20 protein-coding genes are annotated in these 16,210 nt (G+C 62.2%); 8 read left to right on the top strand and 12 right to left on the bottom strand.

What is annotated here, in order from left to right; all coding sequences use genetic code 11:
- Positions 1-248: 248 nt before the first annotated feature.
- The 3 genes from AC0L24_RS31340 to AC0L24_RS31330 all read right to left on the bottom strand — a co-directional run bounded on the left by AC0L24_RS31340 (position 249) and on the right by AC0L24_RS31330 (position 2,556).
- Positions 249-857, bottom strand: a complete 609-nt coding sequence (locus AC0L24_RS31340; protein WP_127810286.1) for a transglutaminase-like cysteine peptidase — start codon at positions 855-857, stop codon at positions 249-251.
- Positions 858-1,129: 272 nt separating this feature from the next.
- Positions 1,130-1,747, bottom strand: a complete 618-nt coding sequence (locus tag AC0L24_RS31335; protein ID WP_023812149.1) for a PilZ domain-containing protein — start codon at positions 1,745-1,747, stop codon at positions 1,130-1,132.
- Between the two features lie 176 nt (positions 1,748-1,923).
- On the bottom strand, positions 1,924-2,556 hold the full coding sequence (locus AC0L24_RS31330; RefSeq protein ID WP_023812148.1) for a PAS domain-containing protein: 633 nt from the start codon (positions 2,554-2,556) through the stop codon (positions 1,924-1,926).
- A 388-nt stretch (positions 2,557-2,944) separates the two neighbouring features.
- On the opposite strand from AC0L24_RS31330, the gene AC0L24_RS31325 reads away from it, so the two are divergent.
- Together AC0L24_RS31325 and AC0L24_RS31320 are read left to right on the top strand one after the other, a co-directional pair.
- Positions 2,945-3,703: a rhomboid family intramembrane serine protease gene (locus AC0L24_RS31325; RefSeq protein ID WP_127269621.1), complete on the top strand. Its 759-nt coding sequence runs from the start codon at positions 2,945-2,947 to the stop codon at positions 3,701-3,703.
- An 87-nt stretch (positions 3,704-3,790) separates the two neighbouring features.
- On the top strand, positions 3,791-4,222 hold the full coding sequence (locus AC0L24_RS31320) for a CBS domain-containing protein (RefSeq protein WP_027039198.1): 432 nt from the start codon (positions 3,791-3,793) through the stop codon (positions 4,220-4,222).
- A 48-nt stretch (positions 4,223-4,270) separates the two neighbouring features.
- Here AC0L24_RS31320 and AC0L24_RS31315 read toward each other — a convergent pair whose 3' ends face one another.
- Positions 4,271-4,528 carry a YjhX family toxin gene (locus AC0L24_RS31315; protein WP_127280952.1) on the bottom strand — a complete coding sequence of 86 codons (258 nt, stop codon included), beginning with the start codon at positions 4,526-4,528 and terminating at the stop codon, positions 4,271-4,273.
- A 290-nt stretch (positions 4,529-4,818) separates the two neighbouring features.
- Here AC0L24_RS31315 and gatB point away from each other — a divergent pair, with 290 nt between their 5' ends.
- From gatB to AC0L24_RS31300, 3 genes are all read left to right on the top strand, one after another.
- Positions 4,819-6,318 (top strand): Asp-tRNA(Asn)/Glu-tRNA(Gln) amidotransferase subunit GatB, encoded by a 1,500-nt coding sequence (gene gatB / locus AC0L24_RS31310; protein WP_127810287.1) that lies wholly within the window; start codon positions 4,819-4,821, stop codon positions 6,316-6,318.
- Between the two features lie 4 nt (positions 6,319-6,322).
- Positions 6,323-6,817, top strand: a complete 495-nt coding sequence (locus AC0L24_RS31305) for a GNAT family N-acetyltransferase (protein ID WP_127810288.1) — start codon at positions 6,323-6,325, stop codon at positions 6,815-6,817.
- Positions 6,818-6,899: 82 nt separating this feature from the next.
- The gene (locus tag AC0L24_RS31300) at positions 6,900-7,244 is read left to right on the top strand and encodes a VanZ family protein (RefSeq protein WP_027039201.1); all 345 of its coding nucleotides are present in this window, start codon (positions 6,900-6,902) and stop codon (positions 7,242-7,244) included.
- A 39-nt stretch (positions 7,245-7,283) separates the two neighbouring features.
- Here AC0L24_RS31300 and panC read toward each other — a convergent pair whose 3' ends face one another.
- Together panC and panB are read right to left on the bottom strand one after the other, a co-directional pair.
- Positions 7,284-8,135 (bottom strand): pantoate--beta-alanine ligase, encoded by an 852-nt coding sequence (gene panC, locus AC0L24_RS31295; protein WP_292634322.1) that lies wholly within the window; start codon positions 8,133-8,135, stop codon positions 7,284-7,286.
- A complete protein-coding gene (panB, locus tag AC0L24_RS31290) occupies positions 8,132-8,974 on the bottom strand; it encodes a 3-methyl-2-oxobutanoate hydroxymethyltransferase (protein WP_292634320.1) in 843 nt (280 codons plus the stop codon). Before panB ends, panC begins: the two co-directional genes overlap by 4 nt.
- Before the next feature lie 228 nt (positions 8,975-9,202).
- On the opposite strand from panB, the gene AC0L24_RS31285 reads away from it, so the two are divergent.
- From AC0L24_RS31285 to AC0L24_RS31275, 3 genes are all read left to right on the top strand, one after another.
- Positions 9,203-9,601: an NADH:ubiquinone oxidoreductase subunit NDUFA12 gene (locus AC0L24_RS31285; RefSeq protein ID WP_013531353.1), complete on the top strand. Its 399-nt coding sequence runs from the start codon at positions 9,203-9,205 to the stop codon at positions 9,599-9,601.
- A 123-nt stretch (positions 9,602-9,724) separates the two neighbouring features.
- A complete protein-coding gene (locus AC0L24_RS31280; RefSeq protein ID WP_127330802.1) occupies positions 9,725-10,315 on the top strand; it encodes a DUF2155 domain-containing protein in 591 nt (196 codons plus the stop codon).
- Positions 10,316-10,390: 75 nt separating this feature from the next.
- Positions 10,391-10,777 (top strand): hypothetical protein, encoded by a 387-nt coding sequence (locus tag AC0L24_RS31275; protein WP_127330800.1) that lies wholly within the window; start codon positions 10,391-10,393, stop codon positions 10,775-10,777.
- A 9-nt stretch (positions 10,778-10,786) separates the two neighbouring features.
- Here the strand turns inward: AC0L24_RS31275 and aat are convergent, their stop codons facing one another.
- The 6 genes from aat to AC0L24_RS31245 form a co-directional block, all read right to left on the bottom strand.
- The gene (gene aat / locus AC0L24_RS31270) at positions 10,787-11,404 is read right to left on the bottom strand and encodes a leucyl/phenylalanyl-tRNA--protein transferase (RefSeq protein WP_127396902.1); all 618 of its coding nucleotides are present in this window, start codon (positions 11,402-11,404) and stop codon (positions 10,787-10,789) included.
- A 12-nt stretch (positions 11,405-11,416) separates the two neighbouring features.
- Entirely contained in the window at positions 11,417-12,760 is a 1,344-nt protein-coding gene (accC, locus tag AC0L24_RS31265; protein ID WP_013531357.1) for an acetyl-CoA carboxylase biotin carboxylase subunit, read from the bottom strand.
- A gap of 10 nt (positions 12,761-12,770) precedes the next feature.
- A complete protein-coding gene (accB, locus tag AC0L24_RS31260) occupies positions 12,771-13,229 on the bottom strand; it encodes an acetyl-CoA carboxylase biotin carboxyl carrier protein (protein WP_023812132.1) in 459 nt (152 codons plus the stop codon).
- Between the two features lie 26 nt (positions 13,230-13,255).
- On the bottom strand, positions 13,256-13,690 hold the full coding sequence (gene aroQ / locus AC0L24_RS31255; protein ID WP_013531359.1) for a type II 3-dehydroquinate dehydratase: 435 nt from the start codon (positions 13,688-13,690) through the stop codon (positions 13,256-13,258).
- 148 nt (positions 13,691-13,838) lie between these two features.
- The gene (locus AC0L24_RS31250) at positions 13,839-14,642 is read right to left on the bottom strand and encodes a DsbA family protein (protein ID WP_127396903.1); all 804 of its coding nucleotides are present in this window, start codon (positions 14,640-14,642) and stop codon (positions 13,839-13,841) included.
- Positions 14,643-14,703: 61 nt separating this feature from the next.
- The gene (locus tag AC0L24_RS31245) at positions 14,704-16,098 is read right to left on the bottom strand and encodes a M48 family metalloprotease (protein ID WP_127810291.1); all 1,395 of its coding nucleotides are present in this window, start codon (positions 16,096-16,098) and stop codon (positions 14,704-14,706) included.
- Positions 16,099-16,210 lie beyond the last annotated feature (112 nt).

Raw genomic sequence — 16,210 nt, 5'->3', positions numbered from 1 at the left:
ATCTCCAACACGACCGGGCCGGCGAATCCGAAATAGCGATCGCCGGCCCGGTCGTGTTGGAGATCGTCGTCGCACCGTTGACGGTGACGCTGGCCCCGGCCTTCTAGAGGCCGCCCCCCGCCCGGGCGCCCCCGGCCCGGGGACGGGGCCGGCTCCTTTCACCCGGTCGTTGGGGACGGGGAGGGTGGGGACTCGACCGGGTTTCTCCTGAAGCGCCTCGCATTCACGCGGCGCGCTTGAGCTCTGTTCTAGCGGACGCTGGCGACCGCGTCGGAGCGGCCGTCATTGATCGTCACCCAAACGCCGGAATTCTGGTCCGACTGGCGCTTGAGATAGGTGTAGTCGGTGTCCGTCCAGGACAGGACCTTGGTTTCCAGATTGTCGAGGATGAATTCTCCGAGGCTGGTGCGCACGGTCAGCACCGCGTGGCCGTCGCCATTCGGCTGGCGCGCCACCGTCATCAGCAGATTGCCGGCGGGGACGCCGGCATCCATCAACTCGCGGCGCTTTTCCAGCGCGTAGTCCTCGCAATCGCCATAGCCATTGGCCGGATAGGCCCAATATTCCTCGACACCGTAGTTTTCCATGTCGGTGCGCGGCTTGATGCGGGTGTTGACCGAATTGTTGATGTTGACGATCGTCGCCCACAGTTTGCGGGTCAGTTCGACCGGCGCACCCTTCGGGGTCCGTTCGCTGCATTCGCCAGGACTGCGCTGGCAGAACTCATAATGGCCAACAGGCTGGGTGGTGCGTCCGCCGGTGTGCATATAGGCCGGTCCCGCGGCATATGCTGATCCCCAAGCGGAAAGCTGCATCGCCATTGCCACCAGCAACAGCTTGCCCCTCGTTTTCTTCATTGTTGTAGTCTCCCCGTTCGAAGGAGACATTGCCACATGCGGATTTATTTGACGCAAAAGCTCGAAGTAGATATTGAGTAAAACTCCAGTAGAATAAACGTAAAATTTGAATCATTTCAGTATTAATTCGTTTGGATTTTGAGGCGCCAATCTCGACGCGCGGAGGGCTGCCAAGCCCCGCCAAGAGTGGCCTAAGCATGCAGGTCATGGCGTCGAAAACAAAAAACCGGCCACAAGGGCCGGTTTTCCTGGAGTGTCGCTGTCGGGCCTGCTCAGGTGCGTGGCGTGTTGAATTCGGAATCGAGCGTTTCGGGGCGCTGGATCACAGCGAATTCGATGGCGACGCCGTCCTCGAAATGACGCACGACCTGCCCGCGCATGGTGCCAAGCATAACCTGGATGCCAATCGCCGGCTTGACGTCGATCTCGACCGCGGCGCCGGAGAGCGAAAGGTCGATGATTCGGCACTGGTACTGGCGGCCGTCGGTGAGCTGCAGCACGCTGGTCGGATTGCGCGGCGCGACGCGCTCGTGGCGGCGATCTTCCGGCAGGTCGAGTTCATGCTTGTTGGCGAGCCAGGTCAATTGCGCGGCCAGCTTGTCCTTCTTGCGATCCGACGCGATGACGGTCATCGCGAAACCATCCTGCAAGGTGCGGGTGACGACACCTTCGATGCGGCCGATATGATCGATGTAGGCAATGATTTTTTCGCCGGGCATGCCGATGCGGTCGGTGCGAAACGCGACATTGCCCGGTGACATGTCGACGACCTGGCAGGGGTGTTCGGTGCGGTCTTCCAGCATGAAGCGTCCGTAGATTTTAACCCGGACGCGCTGAAAGTTACGCCTTTCAGCTTGGGACGGCGCATAGTCGACCGCCGCTGACCTCATGACTGCCTACACCCCGTTTGGCATCCCGCGCGCCGATGCGAGGAACTTCATCAGAGAAGTACAACAAAGCGGGTTAACAAAGGGAAAAAGCGGGCGCTCCAGGGTTTCCTTTTTGCAGGTCGCGGTGCCAAAACAGCCGCGCAGTTTTGGGCGACGTGCATCAGGCCGCAAACGGACTATTCCTCGCGCCCGCCATCGAACACGACGAGATGGCGGATGCGGCGCGCCCGGCCGAGCGCCGAGATCGTCTCGGGTGCTCCAAGTTCATCGGGAACGAGCGAGGGAACATCGATCGCCGGGCGATTGTTGAGAAGCTCCTTCTCCGGATCGATGACGCGTATCGAATCGATCAACGCGTCGGTGATCGGATCGGCACCCAGCCAGAAGGGCTTCTCCACGGCGCTGATGACGCCCAGGCAACGCGGATTTTCGACACCGCCGTCCAGCGGCAGGGCAAGCAGTTCGAACTTGTTGGAGCGCCCGTTGCGGCTGAAACCCTCATAGCTGATGAGCACGACCGACTTCTGCTCGAAGACGCCATGGATCAGCCGCGAGACGAGCCGCTGATCCTTCTCGCGCCACAGCGATGGAAAGGAAAACCCCTTGAGTTCGCGGCCGTAGCAGGCGCAAAGCCTGGTGCCGGCCAGCCGGAATACGGCCTGTCCGCGCGTGTCCCGCTCCAGGATAAAGGTGTCGGCCAGCAGCGACTTGATGTCGGCCGGCTCGACCTCCGAACGCTTCGGGGCAGGGCGTCCATCACGCAGGCGGTTCCAATATTGGAACAGCGTGATCGATCCATTCTGGTTCATACTATGCTGCTCCGCGCAATCTGTCGTCTGATGTCCCATCGGTGAACAGAAGGGCGCCCTCCGATGACCTACATGCGTTGCGGAGCAGGAAGCGTGCCAGCGTCGTTAACACTTGTTCACGGGTCGGGGCCGTTAAGGTTAACAAGTGGTTTACGTTGCATCGAAGCGAGCCCCGTGGCACACAAAAACCACTCCAGAAGCGGTCGTTTCGCGACGATCGGCAGCACTTCAGTCAAGAGTTTTAGGGGAGCAGGGGGCTCGACCAGCCGTTCAAGGGAAACCTTGAACGGCTTCTTTTTTGATTCGCGCCGCGGCGATTCGCGGTTTGCGGTTCGGTCCGTGGTGATCTAGATGCTCGAGCCCCGAATCCCGCAGAGTGCAATTTCAAATGAGTGAACCGGCATCTCCCTCGGAAGTCGACCCGGTCGAGGGCGCACCTGAACCGCGGCGCGAGCCGGTGTTCAACCTGCCGCCCGTCGTGCTGGCGGTGATCGGCATCTGTGTCGTCGTCTACCTGTTGCAGCAATATGTGTTGAGCGAATCCCAGCAGATGACATTGCTGTATGACGGGGCCTTCATCCCCGTTCTCTACACCGGGCAATACGGCTTCGACTGGTTCCTGTTTTCGCGGCCCTTCACTTATGCCTTCATGCATGGCGGCTTTGCCCATATCGCCATCAATATGGTGTGGCTCGCCGCGTTTGGTTCACCATTGGCAAACCGTCTGGGAGCGCTGTGGTTCGCGCTGTTTTTTGCCGCAACCGGGCTGGCTTCGGTCGCGCTTTTCTGGGCGATGCATCCTTATGGTGAGGCGCCGCTGGTCGGGGCTTCCGGTGCGATATCGGGCATGATGGGGGCTGCGGCGCGTTTCGGCTTCCGCACCGACCGTTCGGCCGGCAAGGCCGCCTTCGCCGGCCCTGTGCTGCCGATCGCATTCGTATTGCGCCTGCGCGGTGTCGTGATCTTCCTCGCCATGTGGATGGTCATCAATCTCGCCACCGGCCTGCTCGGGTTTGCCCCAGGGGTAGATGGTCAGATCGCCTGGGAGGCTCATATTGGCGGCTTTGTCGCGGGCTTCTTCGGCCTGCGCTGGTTCGACAGGCGATGGCAGGCGCCCGAGTGGGAAACGACTGACCACCGCACTTGAAATGCAACCGATCACGGCGCACGATGTTCACTCTTACGTGAAGGCCGGTCAGGGCAGGAACCGGCAGGCAAAGCAGAGGAGGACGCCATGACGGTGAAGGCAATTCTCGAGAGAAAAGGCCATGACGTGTTGACGCTCGGGCCGAACGAAAAGCTGAGCGAAGCCATCCGCATCCTGGCAGAGCACAAGATCGGTGCGCTGGTCATCACCAATGGCGATCGCAAGATCGTCGGCATCCTGTCAGAGCGCGACATCGTCCGGGTTGTCGCCCGGGAAGGTGGAGCCGCGCTCGATATCGCGGTGCGTTCGGCGATGACGCCGAAGGTGAAGATCTGCAACGAAAATCACACCGTCAACGAGGTGATGGAGATTATGACCCGCGGCCGTTTCCGCCATCTGCCGGTGGAAAAGGACGGCATGCTCGATGGCATCGTGTCCATCGGCGACGTGGTCAAGCGCCGCATCGAGGATGTCGAGCGCGAGGCCGACCAGATCAGGGCCTATATCGCCACTGCCTGAACGGTGAGGCGAACCGCCGGCCGGAGAACCGACCGGCGGAACCGCGGGCTACCTGTTGTCGAGTTCGGAGCGGACGAGTGCGAGCCCGCGCCGGGTGATGCGGTAGGGGCCGCCTCCCGACGAAGAAACCGCCTTCTTCCGCTTCAGCTTTCGAAACAGGTCGAGATCGACGTCCGGATAGTGCCAGCCGTCGCGGGTCAGGCATTTGACGGAGGCGATCCGCTTCTTGTCGTTCTTTTCGATTTCAATGCGTCCGCCCTGCGCGAGCAGGTGCAGGATGCGCTGTTCAGTGCGCGAAATATCCATGTGAGAGTTTTCCGGGAAAACAAAAAATGCCGCCGCCGCGAAGCTTCGCGGCACGGGGTTTCAGGTTTTCTGCCCTGCCTCGCCAAGAGGTCAGGGCCTTACCGGGACTGAGCGTAAGTGGACATCCACTCTCCATTGGAATGAGCGTCCTATAGGCGAAAGCGGCTGAAAAGGCCAGTCCGTGGCTTTGCGCTTGTCTCTTTTGGCGGTTTGCACTAGCGAATGATTTCACGTTCGACGTGAAATTCACGTTCAAACGTGAAATCACTCACCGCAATTCGCAGGCCGCCATGTCCCTCATCGACACCCGTACTCCTGACGCAAAACGCCTGATCCCCGGCGCCACCGGCGACTGGGAGATCATCATCGGCCTCGAGGTCCATGCGCAGGTCACGTCGGAAGCAAAGCTGTTTTCGGGCGCCTCGACGGCCTTCGGCGCGCCGCCCAACGCCAATGTCAGCCTGGTCGATGCGGCGATGCCGGGCATGCTGCCGGTCATCAACGAGGAATGCGTCAAGCAGGCGATCCGCACCGGCCTGGGGCTGAAGGCGCAGATCAACCACAAGTCGGTCTTCGATCGGAAGAACTACTTTTATCCCGACCTGCCGCAGGGCTACCAGATCTCGCAGTTCAAGCAGCCGATCGTCGGCGAAGGCACGGTGATCGTTTCGGTCGGCCCGGACCGCCAGGGCGAATTCGAGGACATCGAGGTCGGCATCGAGCGGCTGCATCTGGAGCAGGATGCCGGCAAGTCGATGCACGACCAGCATGCGACCATGTCCTATGTCGATCTCAACCGCTCCGGCGTGGCGCTGATGGAGATCGTCTCCAAGCCGGACATGCGCTCGGCCGACGAGGCCAAGGCTTATGTCACCAAGCTGCGCACCATCGTGCGCTATCTCGGCACCTGCGACGGCAACATGGACGAAGGTTCGATGCGCGCCGACGTCAACGTTTCGGTGCGCAAGCCGGGCGGCGAGTTCGGCACGCGCTGCGAGATCAAGAACGTCAACTCGATCCGCTTCATCGGCCAGGCCATCGACTATGAGGCGCGCCGGCAGATCGCCATTCTCGAGGATGGCGGCAAGATCGATCAGGAGACGCGGCTGTTCGACGCCGTCAAGGGCGAGACGCGCTCGATGCGCTCCAAGGAAGAGGCGCATGATTACCGCTACTTCCCCGATCCCGACCTTTTGCCGCTGGAATTCGACCAGGCCTATGTCGATGCGCTGGCCAAGGAATTGCCGGAACTGCCGGACGACAAGAAGGCGCGGCTGATCGCGTCGCTCGGCCTGTCCGTCTATGACGCCTCGATCCTGGTGTCGGAAAAGCCGATCGCCGACTATTTCGAGAAGGTGGCCGCCGGCCGCGACGGCAAGCTCGCCGCCAACTGGGTCATCAACGATCTGCTCGGGCAATTGAACAAGGCCGGAAAAGACATTGAAAACGCTCCGGTTTCGCCCGAGCAGCTCGGTGCGGTCATCGATCTGATCAAGGATGGCACCATCTCCGGCAAGATCGCCAAGGACCTGTTCGAGATCGTCTGGAATGAGGGCGGCGACCCTCGCCAACTGGTCGAGAGCCGTGGCATGAAGCAGGTCACCGACACCGGCGCCATCGAGAAGGCCGTCGACGACGTTATTGCCGCCAACCCTGACAAGGTCGAACAGGCGCGCGCCAAGCCGAGCATGGCCGGCTGGTTCGTCGGCCAGGTGATGAAGGCGACCGGCGGCAAGGCCAACCCGCAAGCCGTCAACGACCTCGTCAAGGCCAAGCTGGGCATCGAGTAGCGCCGTGTTCGTCCGCACCGCAGGTGAACGCGACCTTGCCGCTGTGCGGACGCTGCTGGTGGAAACGTGGCATGCGACCTATGACGCCATTTATGGCGCTGCCAAAGTCACCGAGATCACCGACGAATGGCACTCGATCGCTTCGCTCCGCTCGCGGCTGACGCGGCCGAATTCGGAATTCCTGGTGGCCGATGACGGCAAGCGGATCGGTGGCATGGCTTTCGCCGCCGCCACCGCCGATGCGAAAATCATCCTGCTGAACCAGCTCTACGTCCATCCGGACTGCCAAAGGCGCGGGATCGGGCAAGCACTGCTCGACGAGGTCGAGGCCAGTTTCCCGGAAGCGCGAACGCTGCGCGTCGAGGTCGAGGTCGAGGAGGCCAATGGCGGCGCCATCGCCTTCTATCGGTCGAAAGGGTTCTTGCCTGTCAGTGCCGCGGAGGAGTCCCGTGATACCTCAAGGCCGACGACGCTGAGTTTCGAGAAGTCGCTCGGATAGATTGACACCGGATGAATAGAGCGATCCGGCCATGCGTCATCGCGGCGTTTGCTGTGCCGGCTCACGACGGATATGCAAGGGCATGACCAAACTGTCCCGCATTACAGCGCTGGCGCTGCTCGCCATCATCATTTTCGCGACCTTGTCGCCGATCCAGATGCGGCCGCACCTCGCTGAAGCGAATGTCGAGCGTGCCTTGGCTTATGTCCTGCTGGGCTTCGCCCTGGCGATCGGCTTCCCCAACCGACTGTATCAGGTCGTCATCTTCGTGGCTGTGACCGCCGGCATGCTGGAACTGCTTCAGCTCATTGATCCCGGTCGCCATGCACGCCTCATCGATGCATTGGTGAAAGCCCTTGCCGGGGTGGTTGGGATCGTCGCGGGACACCTGATCGTCAGGGCCGGCCGACAAAAGAGCGAGAGCTAGGCGCGGCAGCAATCCGCCGCGGAGGATCGAGCCTTCGCGCTAGGCAGCGGGAACCCCCACATTGTCGATCAGCCTGGTCTTGCCGAGCCATGCTGCCGCGAGAAGACGCCCTTCGCGGTTTCGGCGCCATGGCGCAAGCGTCAGGCTTTGGCGTACCTCGACATAGTCGACCTTCTGAAAGCCGGCGGCGATGAGGGCGCGGCTGGCCTCTTCGGTTGCGTCGCTCTGCCCGGCGCCTGCCGCCAGCGCCGCAGCCGTATTGCGCAATGTGACGTTGAGTTGGCGGGCGATCTTCAGTTCGGCCTCATCGAGATAGGCGTTGCGTGACGACATGGCGAGACCATGCGCGTCGCGGATCGTCGGTGCGCCGATGATCTCGACAGGCAGGTCCAGGTCGCGGCAGAGCTGCCTCACCACGCAAAGCTGCTGGTAGTCCTTCTCGCCGAAGACCGCACAGTCGGGCGTTGCCTGCAGGAGGAGCTTTGCCACCACGGTGGCGACGCCGTCGAAAAAGGTCGGCCGAAAGTCCGATTCGAGCCCGGCTGAGGGGCCGCCGACCGAGATTTTCGTGGCGAAGCCGGCGGGATACATCTCGCCAACCGTCGGTGTGAAGGCAAGGTCGGCGTTTGCCGCGCCCAGTTGGTCGAGGTCGCGGGCGAGTTGGCGCGGGTACTTGTCGAGGTCTTCGCTCGGCGCGAACTGCGTCGGATTGACGAAGATCGACACGACGCAGCGCTCGGCTTTTTGGAGCGCGATCCTGACCAGCGAGATGTGTCCGTCATGCAAAGCACCCATGGTCGGCACCATGGCGACACGAAGGCCGTCGCGCCGCCAGTCCCGGATTTGCGCGCGCAGTGCGGCTACGCTGTCGACGACGACGGGTTGGCTCATGTGTCGTCCCTGCTGTTTGTCGCCGAAAAGACATGGCCGGGGCCGGGGAATGTCCGGCCCCGCACCTCGGCTGCATAGGATTCCGCTGCATGCGAGATCACGCTGCGCAGGTCGGCGTATTCCTTGACGAATTTCGGCACGCGATCGACGGTCAGCCCGACCATGTCGTCGATGACCAGGATCTGGCCGTCGCATTCACCGCTGGCACCGATGCCGATGGTCGGAATGGCGAGACGGCGGCTGATATCGGCGGCGACCCTCTCGACCGTGCCTTCGATGACCACCGAGAAAGCGCCGGCATTCTCGACGGCGAGCGCATCGCGAAGCAATGCCGCAACAGCCTCCTCGGTGCGGCCCTTGATCTTGTAGCCGACGTCCTTCTCGACCGATTGCGGCTGCAGGCCGATATGTCCCATCACCGGAATGCCGGCGGCGACGATGGCCTCGATCTGGCTGATCATGTCGACGCCGCCTTCGAGCTTCACCGCCTGGCAGCCGGTTTCGTCGACGACCCGCCGCGCCGAGGCGACGGCTTGCGCTGCCGTTGCCTCATAGGTGCCGGCCGGCAGGTCGACGACGACGCAGGCCCTGGCCGAGCCGCGCATCACGGCCTGCCCATGTGCGATCATCATCTCCAGCGAGGCGCCCAGAGTCGTCTTGTGGCCATGCAGGACCATGGCGACACTGTCGCCGACCAGAAGCAGGTCAACATGGTGATCGAGCAGACGGGCGATGGGATAGGTATAGGCGGTCAGGCAAACGATCGGCGTGCCGCCCTTGCGGTGGCGAATCGCCTCGGCGCTGATGCGAATGTCGGTGGTCGGCAATTCCGTGGCCAATCGTCACCTCCTTGGCCTCAAGCCGGGCTGGATGCAGGCATGGGCGCGCAGAGCTTTAGAAATACCGCAAAGGCTTGGCAAGCGTGCATGCAGCGACCGGCAGGATCACAGGCTTGTGTCGGGCTTTAGGCAAGCCATTTGCGCGCACGCCGTGGCAAAAGCCTTGCCTTCGGCAAGGCCTGACGCCATAAGCAGGAAAACGGGCGCTGCCGGCGCGAGGGTTTTGAAATGAAGACTTTCCTTACGCAGTTTTTCACCTGGTGGAACAGCCAGACGATAGGAACCCGCCTGCATACCTGGCGGTACGGCAAGAAGGTCGGCCAGGACGAGACCGGCAATTTCTATTACGAAGGCGGCATCGATTCGGAAGGCCGCACGCGCCGCTGGGTCATCTACCGCAATTATTCGGAAGCTTCGGCGATACCGCCCGGCTGGCACGGCTGGATGCACCACCGTGTCGACGTCGCGCCGTCCAGCGAGGACTACAAGCCGCGCGACTGGCAAAAGCCGCATCAGCCCAATCTGACCGGCAGCCCGGCGGCCTATCGCCCGAAGGGCTCGGTGCTGACCAATCAGCACCGCCCGCAGGTCACCGGCGACTACGATGCCTGGACACCCGGGTCGTAGCGACAGGGTGCAAGCCGGTCCTTTATCGCCACAATTGGTGTTTAGCTGCTTGCTGATCAGAAAACGGCGACTAGCCTTGGCGATCGACAGAATCACCCGGGCGCGAACCACCGGTATCTTTGCATGAGCTTTTCTTACTCAATATCGGCTAGTCTGGCGTTAGCCGCCGGTCTTGCCGTCAGCACCGTGGCCTTCGCCGCTTCGCCTGAGCCCGCGGCACCCGCGCCGGCGCCGCCCGCGGGAGCGGACCGGGTCACCAATGCCGTTGCCGAGTTTGCCGGGATCGACAAGATCACCGGCCGCATCATCACCTTCGATGTCTATATCGACGAGACGGTGCAGTTCGGTGCTTTGCAGGTGACGCCGCGCGTCTGCTATTCGCGGCCACAGACCGAAGAGCCGAAGACAGATTCCTTCGTCGAGGTCGACGAGATCACGCTGGACCGCAAGATCCGCCGCATCTTCACCGGCTGGATGTTTGCCGAAAGCCCCGGCCTCAATGCCGTCGAGCATGCCGTCTATGACGTCTGGCTGAAGGCTTGCAAGCAGAAGTCGGATGTGCCGGCGCCCGATGGCGCCAAGGCAGACTCGACCAAAGCCGAGGCGCCCAAGCCCGCCGCGGCCAAACCGAAAGCCGCGATTGCTCCGGACGTGACAGAGCCTGGCGTGACGGAGCCGGACGCTTCGGACCCCGATACGACCGACACCAACTGATCCTCCGGAACCGTCCCTGCCACCATACGTTGGGGCACGGATGAGCGCGCATTTATGCGCAGGGAGGATTTTCCGATGTCAGACAGCAAGCGGATCACGGCCGGCAAGGCAGAGTTGCTGGAACTTGAAAAGGGATTCTGGACGGGCGACGCGGCCTACTATGCGGCCAATGTCGACACCGAATGCCTGGTGGCGTTTCCGCAGATGGCACAGGCGATGGACAATGCGGATCTCGCCAAGACCGCAACCAAGCCCAACCGCTGGCGCGACCTGAAAATCGACCTCAAGGGTATTATCGAGCCGGGCAGCGACATCATCATGCTGACCTACGAGGCACATGCGACACGCGAGAACGGCGAACCTTACGCCGCGCTGGTCAGCACCGGCTATGTCCATCGCGTCAATGGCTGGAAGATGATGTTCCATTCGCAGACGCCATTGGAAGCCGCCACTGGGAAGTAGGCTCAATCTTCAGGGATAGAATACGGCCTCGCCCTTCAGCGCGTCGGCCAGCAACTTTTCATATTTGCCGCGCGGCACGTCGACGGCGCCGAAGCGCTTGAGGTGCTCGGTGGTGAACTGCGTATCGAGCAGCGCGAAGCCGCGTGCCTTCAAGCGCTCGACGAGATAGAAAAGGCAGGTCTTGGAAGCGTCCGTCTCCCTGGCGAACATGCTCTCGCCAAAAAACACCCGGCCGAGCGACACGCCATAGAGGCCACCGACCAGTCGGTCCTCGCGCCACGCCTCGACCGAATGACAATGGCCTATCCGATGCAACTCGACATAGGCTTCGCGGATCGGCGCATTGATCCAGGTCGAGCGCCGTTCCACGCGCTTTTCGGCGCAGCCGTCGATGGTCGCTTCGAAATCGAAATCGAAACGGATGTCGAAGGGGTTCTTCTTGATCGTTTTCCTGAGGCTTTTCGGCGCGTGAAAACCATCGAGCGGAATGATGCCGCGCGTCTCCGGCCGCACCCAGAACACCTCCGGGTCGCCGGCACTTTCGGCCATCGGGAAGACGCCCGAGGCGTAGGCCTTGAGCAGAAGGTCGGTGGGGATGCGATAGCCGGGCGCGTAGGGGCGGGTCATCGCGTCTCCGCGCTACTCTTCCTTGGCCAGGTATTTTTCCAGCCAGTGGATGTCATAATCGCCATTGGCGATGTCGGCATTGCCGACGAGATCGCGAAACAGCGGCAACGTCGTCTTGATGCCGTCGACGACGAACTCGTCCAGGGCGCGGCGCAAGCGCATCATGCACTCGACGCGATTACGCCCATGCACGATCAGCTTGCCGATCAGGCTGTCGTAATAGGGCGGGATCTTGTAGCCGGAATAGACGCCGGAATCGACGCGGATGCCGAGACCACCCGGTGTGTGGAAATGGGTGATCGTACCGGGCGAGGGGGTGAAGGTGCGCGGGTCCTCGGCGTTGATGCGGCATTCGATGGCGTGGCCGTTGAACTTGATGTCCTCCTGCTTCACCGAGAGGCCGCCACCGGAGGCGACGCGGATCTGCTCGTGGACGAGATCGATGCCGGTGATCGCTTCCGTCACCGGATGCTCGACCTGCAGGCGCGTGTTCATCTCGATGAAGTAGAACTCGCCATTCTCGTAGAGGAACTCGATCGTGCCGGCGCCGGAATAGCCGAGGTCGGCGATCGCCTTGGCGCAGATGCCGCCGATGCGGGCGCGCTCTTCGGCATTGAGGGCGGGCGAGGGCGCCTCTTCCCAGACCTTCTGGTGGCGGCGCTGCAAGGAACAGTCGCGCTCGCCGAAATGCACGCCGCGGCCAAAGCCGTCACCAAACACCTGGACTTCGATATGGCGCGGCTTTTCCAGGTATTTTTCGATATAAACGGCATCGTCGCCGAACGCCGCACCGGCTTCCGTGCTCGCCGTCTGCAGGGCGACCTCCAGGTCAGCCTCGGTGAGGGCGACCTTCATGCCGCGTCCGCCACCGCCGGCCGATGCCTTGATGATCACGGGATAGCCGATCTCGGCGGCAATGCGCCTGGCTTCCTTCTGATCGGTGACAGCGCCGTCCGAACCGGGCACAACCGGAATGCCGAGGCGCTTGGCGGTTCGCTTGGCCTCGATCTTGTCGCCCATGATGCGGATATGGTCGCCGGACGGACCGATGAAGGTGATGTTGTGCGCGGCCAGTATGTCGGCGAACTTGGCGTTCTCCGACAGGAAGCCGTAACCCGGATGCACGGCGTCGGCGCCGGTGATTTCGCAGGCCGCAACGATCTGATGGATGTTGAGATAGCTGTCGCGCGATGGCGGCGGACCGATGCAGACGCTCTCGTCCGCGAGCCGCACATGCATGGCGTCGGCATCGGCGGTCGAATGCACCACCACCGTCTGGATGCCGAGTTCCTTGCAGGCGCGCAGCACCCGGAGGGCGATTTCGCCGCGATTGGCGATGAGGATCTTCTGAAACATCAGGCCCGCTCTATTCGATCACGACGAGCGGCATGCCATATTCGACCGGCTGCGAATCCTCGAAAAGGATCGCGGTCACCGTGCCGGCGCGTGGCGAGGGGATCTGGTTCATCGTCTTCATTGCTTCGATGATCAGCAAAGTCTGGCCTTCCTTGACCTTCTGGCCGACTTCGATGAATGCCTTGGCGTCCGGCGACGGCGCCAGGTAGGCGGTGCCGACCATCGGCGAGGTGACTGCGTTCTTGGAAATATCTGCCACAACGGGCAGAGCTACGGAGGCAGCTTGCGCTGCTGCCGGCGCATAGGCTTGCTGCGGCGCCGCGATTGCATGAACAGCCGGCGCCTGCCGCGAGACGCGCACCTTCAGGTCGCCCAGTTCAACCTCGATCTCGGTGAGGTTGGTGTCGTTCAGTATGCCCGCCAGATCGCGGATCAGTTGCTGGTCAACACCGGTCTTCTTTATCGACATTTTCGAGCCTTCTGTTTGTTGGCCGGTCATAGGCGTGCGGCCAGCGCCTGTAGCGCCAGCGTATAGCCGAGCGGCCCAAAGCCACAGATCATGCCGACGGCGACCGGCGCGACCATGGAGACGTGGCGGAATGGTTCCCGCGCATGGATGTTGGAAAGATGAACTTCGGCCACCGGCAACGGTGCGACGGCGCGAATGGCGTCGTGGATGGCAATCGAGGTGTGGCTGTAGGCGCCCGGATTGATGACGATGCCGACAGCCTTGTCGCCAGCTTCCTGAATCCAGTCGACAAGGTCGCCCTCATGGTTCGACTGGCGGAAATCGATCTCGAACCCCAGCGCCGTGCCTGCCTGCTTGCAGTCGTCGGCGATCGCGGCAAGCGTCTTGCCGCCATAGATGCCCGGCTCGCGCTTGCCGAGCGCGTTTAGATTGGGACCGTTCAGGACGAAAACCGTTTTCAAAAAGCCGACCTTTCCCGGCGCCGTCATCAAGCCGGCGCGCTGGGCCCTCTATAATGGGCATAGCCGCCCGCGGAAAGAGCGCAAGTGCGTTCTTTCACTGTCCACAACAGGCGGAAATGTGCCCGTGAGAAATAGCTGGCGAGCAAGATCAGAGCGCGGCTTTCGCCGCCTCGATCTTTTCTGCCAGCACTTCCTGCCCGAGTGCTCCGAACACCACCTCGTTGCCGACGACATAGGACGGCGTTCCGGTGATCGCCAGCTTGTTGGCAAGATCGTAGGTCTTGGCGAGGGCCTCGTTGATTGTCGGGTCCTTCATCTTCTCGCGCAGCGCCGCTTCGTCGGCGCCGAGCGACAGCGCGACCTTGATGGCCGCCGCCTCGGTGGCGCGTCCCTGGCCGCCGAGCAACGCATTGTGGAACTCGCCGTACTTTTCCGGGTGCATCAGGTGGAACGCCATCGAGACCACGCTCGCCTTCTGCGAATCCGGTCCGAGGATGGGGAATTCCTTGAGCACGAAACGCAGGTCCGGATCGGTCTTGGTCAACGCCTGCATGTCGTCGATGGCGCGTTTGCAGAAGCCGCAATTATAGTCGTAGAACTCGACGATGGTGACCTTGCCGTTCGGATTGCCGACGACGCCGTCAAAGGCGGAGTTGAAGATCTGGTCCTTGGCATTCTTGATCACGCCGAGATGAGCGATGCGCTGCTCTTCCTTCTGCTTGGCCTCAAGCGCATCCTGGACCTCCAGGAGGACTTCCGGGTTTTTCAACAAATAGTCGCGGATGATGCCTTCGACCTCGGTGCGGTCGATCTTGGTATCGGCCGCCGTGGTCTCGACCGGCTGTGCGGTGCCGGCCTTGGCGATCTGCGGGTTTCCGGCAACGAATCCGAAAGCCAGCATGGCCAGTGCGACCGCAACCCCCGTGGTGCCCAGCAGCAGTGCCTTTTTCATCGTTCCTGTTCCTTCTACCTGTTTTCCGGTCTGGCTATGTCGTGGCGCGCGGCCGGAAGGTTCACTTGATCTTGGTTGACGGCTTGTAGTTTATGATATCCTGGGCGCGAAGCCAGCGAGGCTCGCCGCGTTTCATCTGCTGCTGCGCCCGCATGGCGAAAATCTTCGCATCCTTGTAGTTGCCGGAATAGAAATGGCTTTCGGCGGTGGCAAGTTCAGCGCCCGGTATGTCACCTAACTCACCGTAGGCCTGTGCCAGATAGCGATACCCGGCTGGATTTTCCTTGTCGCGCCCGAGGCCGTTGTTGATCTGCACGACGGCTTTTTTGAGGGAGTCGGGCTTGCCGACGGCCATCAGCGCCTGGCCCATGGACACCGGCAGCAGACCGGACCGCGCCGAATCGAGGCTGACCGCCTTGGCGTAGGCGTCCGCGGCTTCCTTGGGTTTGTTTGCCTTCATCAGGATGTCGCCGCGCAGTTCCTGGAAGTAAGCGTTCTTGGGCTGCGCCTTGATCAGTGCATTGGTCTTGGCGAGCGCGGCGGCGATGTTGCCGAACAGGTAGGTCGACTGGGCGTCGCCATATAGCGCGGCGAGGGTCCCTTGCATCTTTCGCATCAGCCGCGACGCAGCCGCCTGGCCTTCCATGTAGACGGCGATCTTCACCCGCACCATGTCATGGCGCTGCTGCAGCGCGGGCGGGTCCGGCCTGTCGACATTGGGGCTCTGTTTCACCAGCACTTCGAGATTGGAGATACGATCCCGCGGCATCGGATGGCTGATCCGGTAGGGATCGACTTGCGCGCCCGAGAGCGACAGCGCAGTCTGGAAGCGGTGAAACGTCTTCAGCATGCCCATGCCGGACTGGCCGGTGGCGTTGAGATAGGTGATCGCCGAGCGGTCGGCCGTCATCTCCTCGGTGCGCTGGTAGGCGAGGATGCTGCGCTGTGCCATCTCGCCGCCGCCGGCGGCCACCCCCACGCCCGCACCGGCAAGGCCGCGGCTATTGGTTGTCGCGCCGGCGACCATGGCACCGGCACCCAGCAGCGTCGCGATGATGGCCATCGTCTTGGCTCGTTCGAGCTGGTCGCGCAGCTTCTGCTGGTGGCCGCCGGCGATATGACCGGCTTCGTGCGCGATGACGCCGATGATCTCGTTGGGCGTTTCAGCCGTCATCAGCGCGCCGGTGTTGATGAACAGCCGGCGCCCGGTCACGAAGGCGTTGAAACTCTGGTCATTGACCAGAACGATGTCGATGCCGTCATTCGCCAGGCCAGCCGCCCTGAAGATCGGCCGCGCGTAATCGCGAACCAGCGCCTCGATCTCGGCGTCGCGCACCACCGGCACGTTCTGGGCAAAGGCGCTGACCGAACTCGCCATTGCAACGGCAACGCCAAGCGAAAGCGTCGCGAAGACGCGCGCTGCCTGGGCAATCGTCGATCTGGGTCGGCTCAACATGATGGCTCCACTGGTAGACGAGCGGGCGAAAGATGAAAAGTCGGCGCCGGAAACTTCCTCAACTTGTGATCCTCACATCAATCGGGCATTTGTGCGGCACATGCGCCAGTGC

It is taken from the genome of Mesorhizobium sp. WSM4809 (assembly GCF_055811655.1).
Note: the sequence above shows the minus strand (reverse complement) of the source record. Positions and strands in the feature narration are given on the sequence as shown.